General features: G+C 68.8%; 11 protein-coding genes and 1 pseudogene. 8 read left to right on the top strand and 4 right to left on the bottom strand.

Going from position 1 to position 18,847, the window contains the following annotated elements; all coding sequences use genetic code 11:
• Window positions 1-241: 241 nt before the first annotated feature.
• The 3 genes from G6O54_RS06145 to G6O54_RS06135 all read right to left on the bottom strand — a co-directional run bounded on the left by G6O54_RS06145 (window position 242) and on the right by G6O54_RS06135 (window position 2,261).
• Window positions 242-1,339 carry a serine hydrolase domain-containing protein gene (locus G6O54_RS06145; protein WP_165221597.1) on the bottom strand — a complete coding sequence of 366 codons (1,098 nt, stop codon included), beginning with the start codon at window positions 1,337-1,339 and terminating at the stop codon, window positions 242-244.
• A 286-nt stretch (window positions 1,340-1,625) separates the two neighbouring features.
• Window positions 1,626-1,811 (bottom strand): hypothetical protein, encoded by a 186-nt coding sequence (locus tag G6O54_RS06140; RefSeq protein WP_165221594.1) that lies wholly within the window; start codon window positions 1,809-1,811, stop codon window positions 1,626-1,628.
• 243 nt (window positions 1,812-2,054) lie between these two features.
• The gene (locus G6O54_RS06135; protein WP_165221592.1) at window positions 2,055-2,261 is read right to left on the bottom strand and encodes a hypothetical protein; all 207 of its coding nucleotides are present in this window, start codon (window positions 2,259-2,261) and stop codon (window positions 2,055-2,057) included.
• Between the two features lie 492 nt (window positions 2,262-2,753).
• On the opposite strand from G6O54_RS06135, the gene G6O54_RS06130 reads away from it, so the two are divergent.
• Entirely contained in the window at window positions 2,754-4,004 is a 1,251-nt protein-coding gene (locus tag G6O54_RS06130) for an acyltransferase family protein (RefSeq protein WP_165221589.1), read from the top strand.
• Window positions 4,005-4,054: 50 nt separating this feature from the next.
• Here G6O54_RS06130 and G6O54_RS06125 read toward each other — a convergent pair.
• Window positions 4,055-5,227: pseudogene (locus tag G6O54_RS06125) on the bottom strand (cation:proton antiporter domain-containing protein); the annotation flags it as partial.
• Between the two features lie 211 nt (window positions 5,228-5,438).
• Between G6O54_RS06125 and G6O54_RS06120 the strand changes: the two are divergent.
• From G6O54_RS06120 to G6O54_RS06090, 7 genes are all read left to right on the top strand, one after another.
• Window positions 5,439-5,858: a VOC family protein gene (locus G6O54_RS06120; protein ID WP_165221583.1), complete on the top strand. Its 420-nt coding sequence runs from the start codon at window positions 5,439-5,441 to the stop codon at window positions 5,856-5,858.
• A 56-nt stretch (window positions 5,859-5,914) separates the two neighbouring features.
• On the top strand, window positions 5,915-8,965 hold the full coding sequence (locus G6O54_RS06115) for a PVC-type heme-binding CxxCH protein (protein ID WP_165221580.1): 3,051 nt from the start codon (window positions 5,915-5,917) through the stop codon (window positions 8,963-8,965).
• A gap of 22 nt (window positions 8,966-8,987) precedes the next feature.
• Entirely contained in the window at window positions 8,988-11,261 is a 2,274-nt protein-coding gene (locus tag G6O54_RS06110) for an alpha/beta hydrolase family protein (protein WP_165221577.1), read from the top strand.
• Window positions 11,262-11,309: 48 nt separating this feature from the next.
• Complete coding sequence (locus G6O54_RS06105) at window positions 11,310-12,938, top strand: ThuA domain-containing protein (RefSeq protein ID WP_165221573.1); 1,629 nt, start codon at window positions 11,310-11,312, stop codon at window positions 12,936-12,938.
• Window positions 12,935-14,383 (top strand): MFS transporter, encoded by a 1,449-nt coding sequence (locus tag G6O54_RS06100; RefSeq protein WP_250846738.1) that lies wholly within the window; start codon window positions 12,935-12,937, stop codon window positions 14,381-14,383. Before G6O54_RS06105 ends, G6O54_RS06100 begins: the two co-directional genes overlap by 4 nt.
• A 61-nt stretch (window positions 14,384-14,444) precedes the next feature.
• On the top strand, window positions 14,445-15,857 hold the full coding sequence (locus tag G6O54_RS06095; protein WP_165221570.1) for a mandelate racemase/muconate lactonizing enzyme family protein: 1,413 nt from the start codon (window positions 14,445-14,447) through the stop codon (window positions 15,855-15,857).
• A 17-nt stretch (window positions 15,858-15,874) separates the two neighbouring features.
• Complete coding sequence (locus tag G6O54_RS06090) at window positions 15,875-18,847, top strand: PVC-type heme-binding CxxCH protein (protein WP_165221567.1); 2,973 nt, start codon at window positions 15,875-15,877, stop codon at window positions 18,845-18,847.

Raw genomic sequence — 18,847 nt, 5'->3', positions numbered from 1 at the left:
GGGTGTGTCAAGCGAAGCGCAGACGCACCGGATCGGCGCGGCCTTGGAAATCACGATGGCTCCCCTCTTGGGCAAGCCATGCGAGCATGGACTCGCCCGCTCGTACCCCATGAATCGGCAATCCGGTGCGTCTGCGCTTCGCTTGACGCACCCTACAAAAGATGCGCATGCCCACGCCCGTGGATGGCGGATTTCCGAGCCCGGCGCGCGCTTCGGCCGGATGAGCCATATTTCACGAGGTCTATCGGATCTCGTCCATGAGGATCATGGCCAGCTTCATGACGTCGGCCCACTCCGAATTGGTCATCAACGCGATACCCTTCTTGTTCTTGGGATCAAGCAGAAGGGCCGTCTTGGCCTTCGCCTGTGCCCCGTCGTGGCCGACCAGCTTTACCCTTCCGGGACGGTCGATCACGAAGAACCCGAAGCCGTAAGGCTTGGCCCCCTCCGGGTCGGCGGGCTTGTTCACGGTCCACATCAGCCGCTCGGTCTCCTCTGACACCAGCTTCCGCCGGAGGAGCCCGACGCCGAAGTCCGCAAGATCGGTCGCCGGCGAGGTGAAGCCGCCCCCGCCGAGCTTCCAGCTCACATCCTCGACCTGATCGTCGGGACGTCGGCGAATCACCCCGTCCTGGCGGCTATAGCCGACCGCGCGATTCGGGATGTCCTCCCACTGGTAGTCGGGCCGGAAGTCGGCCATGCCGAGCGGCTCGGCAATCCGCTCCCTCACCTGGTCGGCGAACCGTTGCTTCCCGGCCCGCTCGACGACGGCGCTGAGCAGGATGTAGCCGTGGGTCGAGTAGGCGTACCTCGTGCCCGGCTGGTGGACGAGCGGGGAATCCTTGAATTGATCGAGCGCCACGACCACATCGGCGAAGGGATGGGGAGTCGAGTACTGCTTCTCGGTGCGCACCACGGGCCCGTTCTGGTAGTGGACGATCCCGCCCTGGTGGCGCAGGAGGTCGCGGGCTGAGATCTTAGCCCCTTTGTCGGGGAACTCGGGCACGTAGGTCCGCACGTCGGCGTCGAGGTCGAGCAGGCCCTTCTCGGCGAGCTGCAGTGCTGCGATGGCCGTGACGGGCTTGGAGATGGATGCCCAACGGAACTGGGTGACGGCGGGGTCGACGGGAACCGCCTTTTCCCGGTCGGCGAAGCCGTATCCCTTCGTCCACACGATCTCTCCGTCGTCGATAACGACGACGGCCAGGCCGACCATCTGCTGCCGCGTGATCTCCGCACGAACCACGGCATCGACCCGGTCGACGCGTGCGTGGGGAGAGTCCTGGGCGATGACGGGTGTTGTCGCCAGAAGCAACAGGAGGGCGAGGGGACACTTCATGACGACTCCACAATCGTGAGTTCGGAGCGGCTCGACGAAACGTATTCGCACCCACGGCGGACTTATTCGGGCGTCACCATCACTCGGACCCACCCCGATCCGGGTGCATGTGCCGCCGAAGACCAGCATCCCTCTTCGAAGCGGCATCCTCCTGATCCGCCGACGGAAAACGACCCGAGGACACCCCGCAAGTGAATCCGGTCGCGCCACCAAGAACGGGGCCGAGGTTCGTCTTCACTCGTGGTTGTTTACATCATTCGATATGATAGTCGTACATCGCTACGAATCAGATCGCCACCAGCTCAACTCGCTGCCCGGCACCGATCTGCCGCCCCGGGCACGCGATCGCCTGGAGATGGTCCTGCTGTCCTCGGTCGCCGGTATGCGGGCCCGCATCGCCGTTGCCGCGGTCGTCGCTCCGCTTCACCGCCGAGCCGCGGATGTCGCGCCCCTCGAGCTCGGGGGCCTTCATGCCGAGGGCGAGACGGCGAAGCTCCAGGATCTGCCCCCAGGCGAATTCGCCCGCGTTCCGGGGATAGCTACGGTCGATTCGATCGCGACGTCGGCGTTCAGCGCGAGCACCTCTTCAGGAATCAGTGGCCACGCACCCAGGATCGAGATTGTGGGGCGGATGGCTAATTTCCGGCCTGTCAGCGTGTCGATCTTGCGATGCCTCTGGTTGTCGATCCCACCCAGACTACTCAACTTGAGTGCCTCAACTTGAGTGCCTGGCCACCGATCGCCTGGGTTGCTCCAGCACCCTCGGCGTGATCCGCTCCAGCCTGGAGATCATTCCGACGGAGATCTTCAGGCCCAGCAGGTTGGCGCCGAGTTGAACGACCCGCCGCTTGCTCAGCCTGGACGCCCCGGTCAACTCGCCGAGGGCCGCGTGCAACCGGGGGCCGAGCGACGTGCGGGGCACGCCGTCGTGCCGTGACCCGCAGGCGGCCGTCTTGCATGGCGAGCAGTCGAGCCGAGCGGAAATCGAGGAGCCCGGACCGAAAGGCGCGTGGGTTCCGGGGTACGCGTCCCTTCGATCAGCCGATCCACCTCGGCCGATCTCGCCTCGCCTCGCCTCCTCGTGATCGTTCGCCAATCCCCTCGCCGACGGCTCGCATCGACGTGCCGCATCATGGCGGCGGGGCGAGCCGGCCGCGTGCGTCTCACGGCGCGGGACCGGATACCGGTCGACGGCCCTATCCGCCCCTCGGAATCCCCGTGCGCCCCCGAGTGGGTCGAGGCAAAGGCTTGTCGATATGTGGTTTGCGATGTAGGCTTTTGGCGGACCACGGTCCCGTCAGACTCCTCGCCTCGGTCGGGAACGTGTCCGGTCCGCGATGGGTACAGTTACATTCCACGCACTCTCGGCGAGCCGGTCCGTTGGGCCTGGGAGTCGGGCGACGGAGGGCTCCAGATGAGTCAAGGGCAGAGGGAGAAATCGGCCTCGAACACCCACGATCGAATCTCGCAGCTCGATGCCATGCGCGGTGTGGCGGCGTTGGTTGTCTGCTTCGGACATGCTTTTTCCTTCTTCCCCTGGGACGCCGCATCGTTCGGTTCGAGGTTGACCCGTCGCGCCGTCTACACCCTGCTGGACGGGGCCGCGATGGTCGACTTCTTCTTCGTCCTGTCCGGGTTCGTGCTGGCGCTCCCGTACGTGGCGCCGAAGGGCCGCCGGTTCGACATCGTCGACTTCCTCACCCGCCGGGCCGTGCGAATCTATCCGACCTACTGGGTCTCGTTGATCTTCGCCCTGGTCGTGCGGTGGCTGGCTAGCGACTCGTTCCACGCCTGGGCTCCCACCGAGTCGGGACGTTCGCATTGGACCGCCCCGATCACGGCCCGCGACCTTGCCCTCCATTTCAGCCTGGTCTTCGGCGTACCGAACCTGGACATGCTGTACGGGGCCCTCTGGTCGATCTGCGTCGAGATCCAGGTGGCGATCCTCCTCCCGCTCTTCTTCTTCCTCATCGGCTCCGCCCGGTCGTGGTCGGCCGTGGCGTTCGTGAGCACCTTGTCGGTGGTGGTCGCCTGCATGTTTGGGCTTTCCACCTCGCTGCTCTTCCTGCCGCTCTTCGTGATGGGGGTGATCGCCGCCCGTTACCGCGGGGAGATCCAGGCTCGGCTCAGACAGGCCTCGCGGTCCGCGGCCATTCTCCTCTTCCTGCTGGGCATGTCGCTGATCTTCAACCGGCCGGTGACGTCGCGGATCGGATGGACCTATCCGGACGTCCGTACCGAGATGCTCTCGGGACTTGGTGCGGTCTTGCTGATCGCCCTCGCCGATTCCAGGGAGCGGTTCGCGGCCCTCCTCAGGCGCAAGCCATTGCTGGCGCTGGGCAAGGTGAGCTACTCGCTCTATCTCATCCATGTGCCATTGTTGATGGGCGTGTTTCCCGTCTTCGACCGGCTGACCGGCTCCCCTGCGGCCTGCATCGCCGGGGGCATCGCGACGGCATTCGCGCTGTCGTGGGTCGTGTATCTCATGGTCGAGGAGCCGAGCATCAGCGTGGGGCGATGGCTTGCCCGAACGCTGGTGGCCCAGATCCGATCCGAGCCGCGAGTCGTCGTGAATGCCGATCAGGGGGAGCCGGCCGCCGTGACGTCGAGGCGGATGGCGCGGGACGAATCGGCCTCGGATCGATCCTCGCTCGCGCCTCAATGACTCGGGGCCGGGCGATCCGGTTCGTCGGCGTGAGCCTCCAGGGTCGTCCAGGGCTCGATGAGCTTGAAGCCGAGCGGATTGAGGATGATCGAGAGGATGGCCCCGGCGACGATCAGGCTCTGGCCCTCCGGGGGGAGCAGCTTCAGCGAGAGCCCCAGGCTGGCCAGGATGAACGAGAACTCGCCGATCTGGGCGAGAGAGGCCGAGACGGTCAATGCCGTGCTCCGGGGCTTGCCCAGGGCCACCACGATCGCGAAGGCGGCCACCGACTTGCCCACCAGGATGACCGCCACGACCGCCAGCAGGGGGAGCGGGTGCTGCGTGAGCACGGACGGGTCGAAGAGCATGCCCACGGAGACGAAGAAGAGCGCGGCGAATGCGTCCTGAAGCGGCTGAAGGTCCCTGGCCGCCCGCCGGCTTAGCTCCGACTCGTTGACGACGACCCCGGCGAAGAAGGCCCCGAGGGCGTACGAGACGCCGAAGATCCGGGCGGCCAGGAAGGCCACGCCCAGCGACAGGGCGATCACGGCCAGCGTGAACAGCTCTCGCGAGCCGAGCCCTTCCACCCGAGCGAGGATCCACGGGAAGATCCGGACGCCCACCACGAGCATCACGGCGACGAAGGCGGCGACCTTGGCCAGCGTCAGGGCCAGGGCCTGGAAGAGCTCCCAGGCGGACAGCCCGCCCCCCTCGCCGTTGCCGCCGGCGAGCGCGGGGAGGAGCACCAGGGCCAGGACCATCGCCAGGTCCTCCACCACGAGCCAGCCGACGGCAATTTGCCCGTCGCCGGTGTGGAGCAGATGGCGATCCTCGAGGGCCCGGAGCAGGACGACGGTGCTCGCGACCGACAGGGCCAGCCCGAAGATCAGGCCGGCCATCAACGACCAGCCCCAGAGGAGCGCCAGGCCGACGCCCATGGCCGTGGCGACCGTGATCTGCGCCACGGCCCCGGGGACCGCGATCTTGCGGACGGCCAGCAGGTCCTTGATGGAGAAGTGCATCCCCACGCCGAACATGAGGAGGATGACCCCGATCTCGGCGAGCTGCGGGGCGAGCGCCGTATCGGCCACGAAGCCCGGCGTGAACGGCCCGACCGCGATGCCGGCCACCAGGTAGCCGACCAGGGGCGGCAGGCCGAGCCTCGCGGCCAGGAGCCCGCCGCCGAAGGCGTAGGACAGTCCGACCGCCACCGTCGAGATGAGCGTTTCTTCTCCGTGTGCCACGACGACTCCCGGGGATGGTTTCAGATGGCCGTGTCCGACATCGAGCCGGTCGTCGGCGTTCGGGCCATGATAGCAGGAAGCCGTCGACGGCGACCCCCGAGGATGGGCGTTCCCGGCAGCGCTCTCGCGTTTGCCTTCCCGCCGTGGCAGAATCGCTCGGCATGACTACCGACCTCGTGATTCGGTCCGCCCGGCCGTGAACCACCCCGAGATGACCCCATCGCCGACGACGGACATCCCCGGCCCCGACCTGTTCATGACCGTCATCAAGGTCAGGAGCTGGGAGGAGAGCCTGCGGTGGTACTCGGCGGCGCTCGGTTTGTTCCCGGTCCTGACCGACGCCGTTCGCGGTTTCGTCCTGCTCGCGGCGGGCAACGGGCGGCTCGCCCTCCAGCAGAGGCGCGAGGATGATCCCGGGGAGGAGCCGCGCCGCGACGCCCGCCTCGTCTTCCTGGTCCCCGACGTCGAGGCCGAGTATCGGCGGCTGGCGGAGCGTGGGATCGAAGTCACGCCGCCCGCCCTCAATGCCCGCGAGAATTTCACCGAGATCCGCCTTCACGACCCCGATGGCGTTCCCCTGACCCTCTTCTCCTGGACCCGCCCCGATCCGGTCGCCGGGCCCGACGCCTGACGGCCCCCCCTCGAGGTCTCGATCGCCACCCGTTCGTCCTGCCACGGAGCCGAATCATGCGAAGCTGGCCCGCGACGTCGCGAACCGCCCTCTGCCTCGTCGTCCTGTCGGGGGGCGCCGCCGCGGCGCTTGCCCAGTCGCCCGCCCCCGTCGAGAACGTCTCCTCGCTGCCCCATCGCAGCCCGGCCGAGGAGCGGAAGGCCCTGCACGTCCCGCCGGGCTTCGAGATCCAGCTCGTGGCCGCGGAGCCCGACATCCAGAAGCCGCTCAACATCGCCTTCGACGATCGCGGCCGGCTCTGGGTCACGGACACGGTCGAGTATCCCTACCCCGTCAAGCCCGGGACGAAGGGCCGGGACACGGTGAAGATCCTCTCCGACTTCGGCCCCGACGGCCGGGCCCGGTCGATCGCCACCTTCGCGGACGGGCTGAACATCCCGATCGGACTCCTCCCGCTCCCCTCGTCCGACGCCGCGCTGGTGCACAACATCCCCGACATCTTCCTGATGCGCGACACCGATGGCGACGGCCGGGCCGACTCGCGAGAGACGCTCTACGGCGTCTTCGGCCACCTCGATACCCACGGCATGACCAACGCCTTCACCTGGGGGTTCGACGGCTGGATCTACGCCTGCCACGGGTACGCCAACAACTCGACCGTGCAGGGGAAGGATAAGAAGCCAATCGAGATGCACTCCGGGAACACGTACCGGATGCGTCCGGACGGCTCGCACGCCGAGTACATCACCCACGGCCAGGTGAACCCCTTCGGGCTCGCGTTCGATCCGCTGGGCAACCTGTACTCGGCGGACTGCCACAGCCGGCCGGTCTACCAGCTCCTCCGCGGGGCCTGGTATCCCAGCTTCGGCAAGCCGCACGACGGGCTCGGCTTCGGCCCGGACATGGTCACGCACGACCACGGCTCCACCGGGATTGCCGGGATCTCCTACTACGCGGCGGAGCAGTTCCCGCCGGCCTATCGCGGCACGACATTCATCGGCAACGTGGTCACGAACCGCGTCAACCACGACCGGATCGAATGGCACGGCTCCACCCCCGTCGGCATCGAGCAGCCCGACTTCGTCTGGAGCGAGGACAACTGGTTCCGGCCCGTGGACATCGAGCTCGGACCCGACGGGGCGCTCTACGTCGCCGACTTCTACAATCGGATCATCGGCCACTACGAGGTCCCCCTGACCCACCCCGGCCGCGACCGCACCAGCGGCCGGATCTGGCGGATCGTCTACCGCGGCAGCGGCCCCGCGGCGGCGCCCCCGTCGACGGACTGGACGAAGGCCGCGGTGCCGGATCTGGTCAAGGCGCTCGGCGACCCGAACCTGGCCGTCCGGATGACGGCCGCCAATCAGCTCGCGGAGCGGGGCGGCAACCGGGCGACGGAGCTCCTGACGGTCGCACTCGGGTCCGAGGCGCCGGCCGCCGCCCAGCCGTCGGCCCTCTGGATCCTGCAACGAACGGGCAGGCTCGACGACGCCCAGGTCATCCGGGCCTCGCAGGCGAGCACGAACCGCGACCTCCGGGTCCACGCCATGAAGGTCGTCGTGGAGCGGCCGGCCCCCGGCACCGAGCTTCGGGCCGCGGTCCTGGAACGGCTCAAGGACCAGGACGCGTTCGTCCGCCGGGCCGCGGCCGAGGCCCTGGGAGCGCATCCCGACCCCGCGAACGTCCGCCCGCTGCTGGATCTGCGCGAGTCCACCAGGGCCGACGACACCCACCTGCTGCACGTCGCCCGGATGGCCCTCCGCGACCAGTTGAAACGGCTCGAGGTCTGGAAGTCGCTCGCAACCGCCGACCTGTCGGCTCGCGACCGCGAGTGCCTCGCCGACGTCGCGGTCGGCGTCCACGATGAACACGCCGCGAAGTTCCTCCTCGCCCACGTCATGAAGGCCACGGTGGGCGAACTCGATCTTCGTCGCTACGTCCATCACGTCTCCCGATATGGTGACCGGGACGCGGTCGCCTCGATCGCCACGTTCGTGAAGGATCGCCGGTGCTCGACCCGAGACCGGGTGGAGCTGCTCAAGGAGGTCCAGCAGGGCGCGGAGGAACGCCACCAGCCGATCGATCCGGCGCTGCGGGGCATGGCCGCGGAGCTCTGCCGGCAATGGATCACCTCCGGGCAGGCGGATCAGATCACCCTGGCCATCCAGGCGGCTCGGGACTTCCCGCTGCCGGAGCTGATCCCGGACCTGGGAAGGCTCGCCACCGGCAATACTTCCGAATCGCTCCGATCCGAGGCCCTCAACGCGATCGCGGCCGTGGATCCCGAGAAGGCGTTCCCCGTCCTCCGCGACCTGACGGCCAACAGCCACGCGCCGATCCCGGTGCGCGAGGCCGCCGCGATCGCGCTGGCGAACCTGGATCGGCCGGAAGCCCGGAAAGCCGTCCTCGACGCCCTGCCGATCGCGCCCGAGCAACTCCAGTCGACGATCGCCGCCGCGCTCGCGAGGCGGCCCGAAGGTGCGAATTCGCTCCTCCAGACCATCGAGGCCGGCAAGGCCTCGGCGCGGATCCTCCAGGAGCGGAGGGTCGTCATCGGCCTCGAGAGCGCCGAGATCCCGAACCTGAAGGACCGGATGGGGGTGCTCCTGAAGGGCCTCCCGCCGGCCGACCAGAAGATGAGGGAGCTGCTCGAGGGCCGGCGGAAGTCGTTCCTGACCAGCTCGCACGACACGGCGAAGGGGGCGAAGGTCTTCGAGAAGACCTGCGGCATCTGCCACCAGATCGAGGGCAAGGGCGCGCGGGTCGGCCCCCAGCTCGACGGCATCGGCAGCCGCGGCCTCGAGAGGCTGCTCGAGGACGTGCTCGACCCCAATCGGAACGTCGACCAGAGCTTCCGGGTCACCAACCTGGCGCTCGCGAACGGCCAGGTCCTCTCCGGCTTGCTGCTCCGCGAGGAGGGCGAGCTCCTGATCCTGGCCGATGCCCAGGGTAAGGAGGTCCGCGTGCCGAAGTCGTCCGTCGAGGAACGGTCGACGGCCCAGCTCTCGCCGATGCCCGCCAACATGGCCGAGCAGGTCCCGGAGGCGGACTTCCGCGACCTGCTCGAGTTCCTCCTGGCCCACCGCGAGGAACGGAAGCCGAAGTGAGCGAATCCCCGAGGAGTTTCCCATGGTCACGACCTTCCTGGCGCTCGCGGTCCTGTCGCTTGCAGAGGCCCCGGAACGACTCCCCGGCACCCAGCCGCTGACCCAGGCCGGCGACCTCGCCTCGGCCATGGTCGACGGCATCGACCGCTTCCTCCTCCGCAAGATCGACGAGTCCGCGTCGAAGCGCCCGGGCTTCTGGAACCGACGCCTGACGAGTGCCCTGGACTGGGACCGCTCGATCGAGGGCAACCGGCAGAGGCTGTGTCAGATCCTCGGCCTCCGCGACCGCCCCGCGAAGCCGCCGGCGGCGATGGAGATCCTCTCCGACACCCGGCACGGGCCGACGATCGCCGAGGATGACACGGTCCGCATGGTGGCCGTGCGGTGGGACGCCTTCCGGGACGTCCACGGCGAAGGCCTGATGCTGATCCCGAAGGGGAAGAACATCCACCTGGCGGACGTGGTCGCGATCCCGGATTCCACCCAGTCCCCCGAGGCCCTCTGTGGGCTGGTGCCGGGAGTCGCCGAGGAATCGCGGTTTCCGCTCCGACTGGCACGGAGCGGCTGCCGCGTCCTGGTCCCCGCGCTCGTCGATCGCGGGCTCACGCCCGACGGCATCCCCGATCGCGAGCACATCTACCGATCGGCCTTCGAGCTGGGTCGGCACGTCATCGGCCACGAGATGAACAAGGTCCTCGCCGCGCTGCGGTGGTTCGAGTCGGACCGGGAATCCCCCCAGGAATCTCGGCCGATCGGGCTGATCGGCTACGGCGACGGCGGGATGCTCGCCCTCTACGCTTCGGCCGTGCAGCCGACCGCGACGGCGACCTGCGTCAGCGGTTATTTCGGCGATCGGTCGCGGATCTGGACCGAGCCGGTCGACCGGAACGTCTTCGGCCTGCTCGAACGCTTCGGCGACGCCGAAGTCGCGGCGATGATCGCCCCCCGGCCCCTCATCCTTGAGGCCTCCCAGGTCCCGAACGTCGCGGTCCCGCCGGGGGGCAAGGCGGCGCCCGGTTCGCTCGCTCCGCAGGACGGCGAGACCGTTCGCGCCGAGGCGAGGCGCGCCGACGCGCTCGTTCAGGGTCTCCCCGGGGCCGTCCCCATCGAGGTCGTCGGCGATGGCCACCGATCCTTCGGCTCGAGCGAGTCGCTCGCCCTCTTCCTGAACGCACTCCGGGCCCGTCTCGTGCTCGAAAAGGCTGCATCGCTCCCGCCAGCCATCGGCCCCGTCCCCGACCCGGCGGCACGCGCGGCCCGGGGAATTCGCGAGCTCGAACGACTCGACGAGGATCTCCTCGGCGAATCCGCGGGCGTCCGGGAGGCTTTCTTCAAGGGGCTCGACACCTCGTCACCGGACGCGTATCGGAAGACGATCGGACCCTATCGCAAGACCTTCGAGGAGGCCGTGATCGGCAAGTTCGACGATCCCCTCGTCGCGCCGAATCCGAAATCGAGGAAGGTCTTCGCCGAGCCGAAGTTCACCGGCTACGAGGTGACGCTCGACGTCTTCCCCGACGTCTTCGCGTTCGGAATCCTCCTGGTCCCGAAGGGGATCAAACCCGGCGAGCGGCGTCCGGTGGTCGTCTGCCAGCACGGTCTGGAGGGGCGACCGAGCGACGTGGCCGATCCGCGGGTGAACAACCCGGCCTACAACCAGTTCGCGGTCCGCCTGGCCGAACGAGGATTCATCACCTTTTCACCCCAGAACCCATACATCTTTCATGACCGGTTCCGGACGCTCCAGCGGAAGGCCAATCCGCTGGGGAAGTCGCTGTTCTCGATCATCATCCCGCAGCACCGGCAGATCGTCGCCTGGTTGAAGACGCTGGAGATGGTCGACCCCGCCAGGATCGGGTTCTACGGGCTGAGCTACGGCGGCAAGTCCGCCATGCGGATCCCGGCCGCCATCACCGATTACTGCCTCTCGATCTGCTCCGCGGACTTCAACGAGTGGGTCTGGAAGAACGCCACGACGAGATCCCGGTACAGCTACGTCTGGACGGCCGAGTACGAGATCTTCGAGTTCGACCTGGGGAGCACGTTCAACTACGCGGAGATGGCCGCGCTGATCGCCCCGCGGCCGTTCATGGTCGAGCGCGGGCACTTCGACGGCGTGGCCCCGGACGAGGCCGTCGCCTACGAGTACGCCAAGGTCCGCCGACTCTACGCCGCGAAGCTCGGGATCCCGGAGAAGACCGAGATCGAGTTCTTCGTCGGCCCGCACACGATCCACGGCGTGGGGACGTTCCGATTCCTGCATCGACACTTGAACTGGCCCGAACCGACGCCGTAGCATGAGCACGCCTTCCCGGACCATCACACCCGCGGAGCCCGGCCCACCATGCGAAACCTCGCCTCCTTCCTCCGGCTTGCCGGCCGGTTCTTGCCGGCGATCCTCGTCCTGACGGCTCCGGCCACGGCTCAGGCGGAGGATGCGTCCCCCTATCGCCTGCGACTTCGGTCCCGCGTCGAGGCCCCCGATCATCCCGGTCGCTTCGCCCTGGTGGAGAAGGCGGAAGCCTGGTCGCCGAATCAGACGGCGCTCATCGTCTGCGACATGTGGGACGCCCACCACTGCCTCAACGCCGTCCGCCGGGGCGCCGAGATGGCCCCGACGATGGAACGCGTGCTGAAGGCCGCCCGGGGGCGCGGGGCGACGATCATCCACGCCCCGAGCGACTGCATGGAATTCTACAAGGGCCATGCCGCCCGCCGCCGCGCGATCGAGGTGCCCCGGGCGTCGAACATCCCGGCCGGGATCGGGAGCTGGTGCGACCGGATCCCGGCCGAGGAACGGGGTAAGTACCCGATCGACCAGACCGACGGCGGCGAGGACGACGACCCGGCCGAACACGCCGCCTGGGCGGAGAAGCTGGCCGGCATGGGCCGGAATCCGAAGCTCCCCTGGAAGTCCCAGACCGACCTGCTGACCATCGACGAATCCCGCGACTTCATCACGGCCGGCGGCGAGGAGGTCTGGAGCATCCTCGAGTCTCGCGGCATCAAGAACGTCATCCTGATGGGCGTGCATCTGAATATGTGCGTCCTGGGGCGCCCGTTCGGCCTGCGGCAGCTCGCGAAGAACGGCAGGAACGTGGTCCTGATGCGCGACCTCACGGACACGATGTACAACCCGGCGAGGGCGCCGTTCGTCGGCCATCACGCGGGCACGGATCTGATGGTCGAGCACGTCGAGAAGTTCGTCTGCCCGAGCATCAGCAGCGACCAGATCCTGGGGGGGACGCCATTTCGGTTCAAGGGGGACGCTCGCCCGCGGATCGCGTTCCTGATCGACGAGGATGAGTACCGGACCGAGGTCTCGCTGCCCGCGTTCGCCTCCTCACACCTGACGAAGGACTACCGGGTCACGTACCTCCTGGGCAGCTCCCGGGATCCCGACGACCTGCCCGCTATCGGCGAGCTCGAGGGCGCGGATGGTCTGCTCGTGAGCGCTCGCCGCCGGCTATTCCCGCCGGCTCAGGTCGAGGCTCTCCGCCGGTTCGTGGCGGCCGGTAAGCCGGTCATCGGCATCCGCACGGCCAGTCACGCGTTCGCCCCGCGGAAGGGCAAGGTGCCGCCCGAGGGCCACGCGGCCTGGGAGGCGTTCGACGCCGAGGTGCTGGGGGGCAACTACCAGAATCATCACGCCGAGAGCCCGCCGGTCGTCGTCACGCTCGCGCCCGGGTCGAAGGACCATCCGATCCTCGCGGGCGTGGATCCGGCCAGGGTTCGTGGCCACGGGAGCCTCTACAAGGTCCGGCCGCTGGCCTCGACGACGACGCCCCTCTTGATTGGATCGATCCCGGGCCAGGAGCCGGAGCCGGTCGCCTGGACGAACCAACCGGCCTCGAGGAACCGGGTCTTCTACACGTCGCTCGGCCAGATCGACGACTTCGGGAGCGAGGATTTCAACCGGCTGCTCGCGAATGCAATCCGCTGGTCGCTTGGCCGGGGCGAGACGCGTCCATGAGTGTCGAAGTGTCCCAGGTCGTGTCGGCAACCGAGGCCCCTCGGGCGCCTCGCTGGGCGTGGGGCCTCTGCTGGCTGATGTTCGCCTCGACGGTCCTCTGCTACATGGACCGGCAGGCGATGGCGCTGGTCGGGCCGCTGATCCGGGCCGAGTACGGGCTGAGCAACGAATCCTACGGCTGGGTCCTGGCCGCCTTCTCGCTGACCTACGCGCTGTTCCAGGTCCCGGCGGGGCAGGTCGCGGATCGTCGCGACGTCCGGACGGTCTATGCCTCGGCGGTCGGCTGGTGGTCGGCGGCGGGGCTCGCCGCGGCGTTCGCCCCGGGGCTCGGCATCCTGCTGGGGTGTCGGGCCCTGCTGGGCGTCGGGGAGTCGTTCAACTGGCCGTGCGCCCTTCGGGTGACGTCGCGGATCCTGCCGCCCGCCGACCGGGGGCTCGGGAGCGGGATCTTCAACTCCGGGGCCGCGGTCGGGGCGGTGCTGACCCCGCTGATCGTCACGCCGCTGGCGGACCGCTACGGCTGGCGGACCGCGTTCCTGGCAGTCGGGTCGATCGGGTTCCTCTGGATCGGGCCGTGGTTGTGGTATTCGAGGAAGCTGGCCCTGGTGTCGGCCTCCGAAGGAGCAGACCATGCGGACCAGATCTCACCCGGTCGCGGAACGGACCCGGCTCCCGCGTCGAGGGTGGGACGAGCCTATGTGTTGCTCGTGATCCTGGCGGCGATGGTCGCGGCGTCGGCGCCCTGGATCGGGCTGCGGGCGATCTGGTGGGGCGCGGCGACTCTGATGGTCGGCGGGCTCCTCGTCGCCCGCGTGCTCCCAACCGGCGCGGCCGGGCCGGACTGGGCGAACAGCCTCTCTCAGGTCGTTCGCCACCGGCGGTTCTGGGTCCTGGTCGTGGTGGGTATCTCGATCAACCTCTGCTGGCATTTCCTCGTCAACTGGCTGCCGACGTACCTCCAGGACGACCGCAAGATGAACTTCCTCAAGGGCGGACTGATCAGTGCCCTGCCCTACCTTGCGGCCGATGCGGGCAACCTTTTCGGCGGCGGCGCGCTGCGGCGGCTCGTGCATCGAGGCGCGGGGACGCGGCGGGCCCGGCTCGCGGTCATGGCCGGGGCGGCGGTGCTCACGAGCTGCGGGGCCTGGGTCGGACTGATCCGGAATGACGCCATCGCGGTCGGGATGCTGATGGTGATGGCCTTCGGGACGGCCGCGTTCATGGCCAACTACTTCTCGGCCTGCCAGGACGTCTCCGCGACGCACACGGGCCTGGTCGTCGGCATCCTCGGCGGCCTGGGCAACCTGTTCGTCGCGGGCTTCCTGCCGGAGGCCGGACGAATCAAGGACGCCACCGGGGGCTTCGGCCCGGCCTTCATGTTCGCGGCCCTTCTGCCCTTCGTCGGATTGGCGGCCATGGCGCTCGGCTGGGGAGGGGAAGACTGACCACACACGCATACAGCGCTCAGAGAAGAACGGAAGAGAAGCCAGCGGGAAAGGGACAGTGATGGCGAAGGACACCGACATTCGACCCGTCGCGGCGAGCCTCTATCTCGTGCGGATCGAGAACCGGGTGCCGCTCAAGTTCGGTCCGGAGATCACCACCGAGGTGACGTGTGCCCGGGTCTGCGTCACGATCGAGGACAGGAAGGGCCGCCGGGCCGAGGGCTGGGGGGAGACCCCGCTGAGCGTGGCCTGGGTCTGGCCGGGGAGCTTGAGCTATTCGGAGCGGCACGAGGCCCTACGGGCATTCACCGGAGAGGTGGTTGGGGAGTGGATCAGGGCCGGGATCGAACCCGGCCACCCGCTGGAGGTCGGGCACGAATTCCTCGAGCGGGTGCTCCCGCGGTTGCTTCGCGATTTCAATCGTCGCGAGCGATCGGGATCCGAGCCGGTCCCCTGGCTCGCGGCGCTCGTCTGCGCGTCCGCCCTCGACCTGGCGATCCACGACGCTTACGGGATCCTCCACGACGTCCCCACCTATGAGACCTACACCGATCGGTTCCTGAATCGGGACCTGTCTCATTTCCTCGAACCGGTCGCCGGAAGTGGCGTCGACTTCCGGGGCCGATACCCGGACGAGTTCCTGGTCCATCCCCGGCCGGATCGGATCCCCGCCTGGCACCTCGTGGGGGGCAAGGACCCGGTCACCGACGCCGAGCTGACGGGCGACGAGCCGGACGACGGCTACCCCGTCCTGCTCCGCGACTGGATCCGCCGCGACGGCCTGAAATGCCTCAAGGTCAAGCTGCGCGGCGACGACGCGGCCTGGGACTTCGATCGCCTGGTCGCCGTCGGCGAGATGGCGATCGAGGAGGGCGTGGCGTGGCTCTCGGCGGATTTCAACTGCACGGTCCGCGATCCCGAATACGTCGTCGCGATCCTCGACCGCCTGCTCCGCGAGCGGCCGAGGATCTACGCGATGACGCTCTACGTCGAGCAGCCGTTCCCGTACGACCTGGAGGCGGCTCGCATCGACGTCCGCCCGGTCGCGGCGCGGAAGCCGCTCTTCCTGGACGAGAGCGCCCACGACTGGCGGATGATCCGGCTGGGACGCGAGCTCGGCTGGTCGGGCGTGGCGCTCAAGACCTGCAAGACGCAGACCGGCGCGATCCTCTCGCTCTGCTGGGCCCGGGCGCACGGCATGACCCTGATGGTCCAGGACCTGACCAACCCGATGCTCGCCCAGGTGTCTCATGCCCAGCTCGCCGCCCACGCGGGGACGATCATGGGCGTGGAGACCAACGGCATGCAGTTCTACCCCGAGGCCTCGCGGCCCGAGGCCGCCGTCCATCCGGGCCTCTATCGACGACGTGGCGGCGAGATCGATCTGTCGACCGTTCACGGGCCCGGATTCGGCTACCGCGTGGGAGAGATCGAGAGGATGCTGCCGGAACCGGTCCTCCGGGTGGCGCGATGAGGTTGGGGAGCATGGCCATGAGTAACCGCTTCGAACGACGATTCCTCGTGCTCTGCCTGGGCCTCGTGCTCGTGCCGCCGTCGCCGGCCGAGGAACCCCGGCCGAAGCCGCTGCCCCCGGCCGAGGCGGCTCGGCGACTCGTGGCGGCCGACGGCCTGAGGATCGAGCCGGTCCTGGCCGAGCCCACGATCGCCCAGCCGGTCTTCCTCAACTTCGACGAGCGCGGGCGGCTCTGGCTGGTCGAGTATCGCCAGTACCCCAACCCGGCGGGGCTCGTCGAGTTGAGCCGCGACAAGTTCTGGCGGGCCGTCTACGACAAGGTCCCCGCGCCGCCGCCGCTGGGCGACCGGGGCCTGGACCGGATCACCATCCACGAGGACGCCGACGGCGACGGGACCTATGAACGCCACAAGACGTTCGTCGACGGCCTGAACATCGCAACGTCCTGCGTCCGGGGCCGCGGCGGCGTCTGGGTGCTGAACCCGCCGTATCTCCTCTTCTATCCCGACCATGACGGGGACGACGTCCCGGACGGCGACCCCGTGGTGCACCTTCGGGGCTTCGGCCTCGAGGACACGCATTCGGTCGTCAATAGCCTGCGATGGGGACCGGACGGCTGGCTCTACGCCGCCCAGGGGAGCACGGTGAGCGGCGACGTCATCCGCCCCGGGCTGGACAAGACACCGGTCCACTCGCTCGGCCAGCTCATCTGGAGATATCATCCCGAGTCGAAGCGATACGAGATCTTCGCCGAGGGGGGCGGCAACGCGTTCGGCGTCGAGATCGATGCCAAGGGGCGGATCTTCTCGGGCCACAACGGCGGCGATACCCGGGGATTCCACTACGTCCAGGGGGGCTATTCCCTCAAGGGCTTCCAGAAGCACGGGCCGCTCTCGAACCCCTACGCTTTCGGCTACTTCCCGGCCATGAAGCATGAGAAGGTGGAGCGGTTTACGCATAATTTCCTGATCAACGAGGGCGACGCCCTCCGCCCCGAGGATCGCGGCAAGCTGTTCGGCGTCGAACCGCTCCAGGGGCGAGTCGTGGAGGCGGAGATCCTGCCCGACGGGTCGACGTTCCGGACCCACGACATCGGCTACGCGGTCCGATCCGACGATCCCTGGTTCCGGCCGGTCGACATCAAGGCCGGGCCGGACGGCTCGATCTACGTCTGCGACTTCTACGAGGGGCAGATCGCCCACCTCCGTCATCACGAAGGGACGATCGACCCCAGCAACGGCCGCGTCTACCGGCTTTCCGCGGCGGGGTTCGCGCGTCGGGCCGTCCCCGATCTCGGCAAGAAGTCCAGCGACGAGCTGGTCTCCGTGCTGCTGACCGGGAATCGCTGGGCGCGCGCCACGGCCCTGCGGCTGCTCGCGGATCGGCGTGACCGCACGGCCATCCCGCGGCTGAGCGAGGCGTTCCATTCCGGATCCGGTCAGGCGGCCCTCGAGGCCCTCTGGGGCCTGAACGCCTGCGGCGGGCTGGACGAGGCCGAGTCGAGACGTGGCCTCGAACACGCCGATCCATACGTCCGGATCTGGTCGATCCGCCTGCTCGGCGATTCCGGCCGGGTGTCGCCGACCGTCGCGTCGAGCCTCGCCGCCCTGGCCGTCCGCGAGCCCAACGTCGAGGTCCGCAGCCAGCTCGCCTGCACGTCCCGCCGGCTGCCGGCGGACCAGGGACTGCCGATCGTCGCGCGGCTGCTGGCTCGCGACGAGGACGCGGCCGACGTGCACGTCCCGCTGCTTCTCTGGTGGGCCATCGAGGCCCGCTGCGGGACCGATCGCGATGCCGTGCTCACGCTCCTGAGGGACCGCGATCTTTGGGGCCGGCCGATCGTTCAGCAGCAGATCCTGGCCCGGCTGATGCAGCGGTTCGCGGCTGCGGGATCTCAGAAGGACCTGCGCACGTGTGCTCAGTTGCTCGACGCGGCGCCCGACCTGCGGAGCCGAAGCCTCCTCATGCAGGGCTTCGAGATCGCCACGAAGGGGCGCTCGCTGGCCACGATGCCGGAGGAGCTGGCCGCGGCACTGGCGCGATCGGGGGGCGGCTCCCTGCTGCTGGACCTCCGGCGCGGGCGGCCGGGCGCGGTCGACGAGGCCCTCAAGATCGCCGCCGATCCGTCGGCCGACCCGCGGCGGCGGATCGCCGTCGTCGAGGCCCTGGGCGAGACCCGCCAGGCTCGCGTCGTGCCGGCGCTTCGCGAGCTGGCCGTGAAGGACGGCGGCGAGCTGCGGCTCACGGCCCTCAACGCGCTGCTCCCCTTCGATGACCCCTCGATCGCCCCGGCCATCCTCGGTTGCTATCCCTCCATGCCCGATGACGCCCGCGCCGCGGCGGAGACGCTGCTGGCCGCGCGAAAGGGATCCGCGCTGGCGTTGCTTCAGGCGATCGACGCCGGCCGGATCGAGCGCGCGGGGATCATGCCCGAGACGGTTCGCACCCTCTCCGTCCACCACGATCCGCGGATCGTCGCCCTCCTCGCCCGCCTCTGGCCCGACGCCCGCGGCGCCGCGACGGAGCAGCTTCGCCGCGAGGTCGAGCGGCTGGATTCCCTGGTCCGCACCGGCGCCGCGGACCGAGCCAGGGGGAAGGTGGTCTTCATGGGGCTCTGCGGCAAGTGCCACGTCCTCTTCGGCGAGGGGGCCCAGGTCGGTCCGGACCTGACGAGCTACATGCGGAACGATCTGCCCAACCTGCTCCGGAACATCGTCGATCCCGACGCCGAGATCCGCGAGGGATTCCAGTCCGTCCAGGTGGCCACGAAGGACGGACGGGTGCTGGCTGGCATCCTGACCGAGCAGGATCCGCAGTCCCTGGTCCTCCGTGGCGCGGACGGCCGGGATATTGCTCTCCGCCGCGACGACGTCGAGGAGATCCAGGGGTCGAAGCACTCGCTGATGCCCGAGGGGATCCTGAAGCCGCTGGATGACGCCCAGGTGCGCGATCTGCTCTCGTATCTGCGAAGCTCACAGCCTCTGAATTAA

The organism is Aquisphaera insulae, from assembly GCF_011064615.1.
Taxonomy (GTDB): Bacteria; Planctomycetota; Planctomycetia; order Isosphaerales; family Isosphaeraceae; genus Aquisphaera; species Aquisphaera insulae.
The sequence above is the reverse complement of the archived record's forward strand: the minus strand, read 5'-3'. Positions and strand labels throughout refer to the sequence as shown.

What these genes read in the sequence shown, in the direction of transcription:
- G6O54_RS06120 (WP_165221583.1), top strand. Translation starts at nt 5,439, where the DNA reads ATGACCCCATCGCCGACGACGGACATCCCCGGCCCCGACCTGTTCATG.
- G6O54_RS06110 (WP_165221577.1), top strand. Translation starts at nt 8,988, where the DNA reads ATGGTCACGACCTTCCTGGCGCTCGCGGTCCTGTCGCTTGCAGAGGCC.
- G6O54_RS06090 (WP_165221567.1), top strand. Translation starts at nt 15,875, where the DNA reads ATGAGTAACCGCTTCGAACGACGATTCCTCGTGCTCTGCCTGGGCCTC.
- G6O54_RS06095 (WP_165221570.1), top strand. Translation starts at nt 14,445, where the DNA reads ATGGCGAAGGACACCGACATTCGACCCGTCGCGGCGAGCCTCTATCTC.
- G6O54_RS06105 (WP_165221573.1), top strand. Translation starts at nt 11,310, where the DNA reads ATGCGAAACCTCGCCTCCTTCCTCCGGCTTGCCGGCCGGTTCTTGCCG.
- G6O54_RS06115 (WP_165221580.1), top strand. Translation starts at nt 5,915, where the DNA reads ATGCGAAGCTGGCCCGCGACGTCGCGAACCGCCCTCTGCCTCGTCGTC.
- G6O54_RS06100 (WP_250846738.1), top strand. Translation starts at nt 12,935, where the DNA reads ATGAGTGTCGAAGTGTCCCAGGTCGTGTCGGCAACCGAGGCCCCTCGG.
- G6O54_RS06140 (WP_165221594.1), bottom strand. Translation starts at nt 1,811, where the DNA reads ATGAAGGCCCCCGAGCTCGAGGGGCGCGACATCCGCGGCTCGGCGGTG.
- G6O54_RS06130 (WP_165221589.1), top strand. Translation starts at nt 2,754, where the DNA reads ATGAGTCAAGGGCAGAGGGAGAAATCGGCCTCGAACACCCACGATCGA.
- G6O54_RS06145 (WP_165221597.1), bottom strand. Translation starts at nt 1,339, where the DNA reads ATGAAGTGTCCCCTCGCCCTCCTGTTGCTTCTGGCGACAACACCCGTC.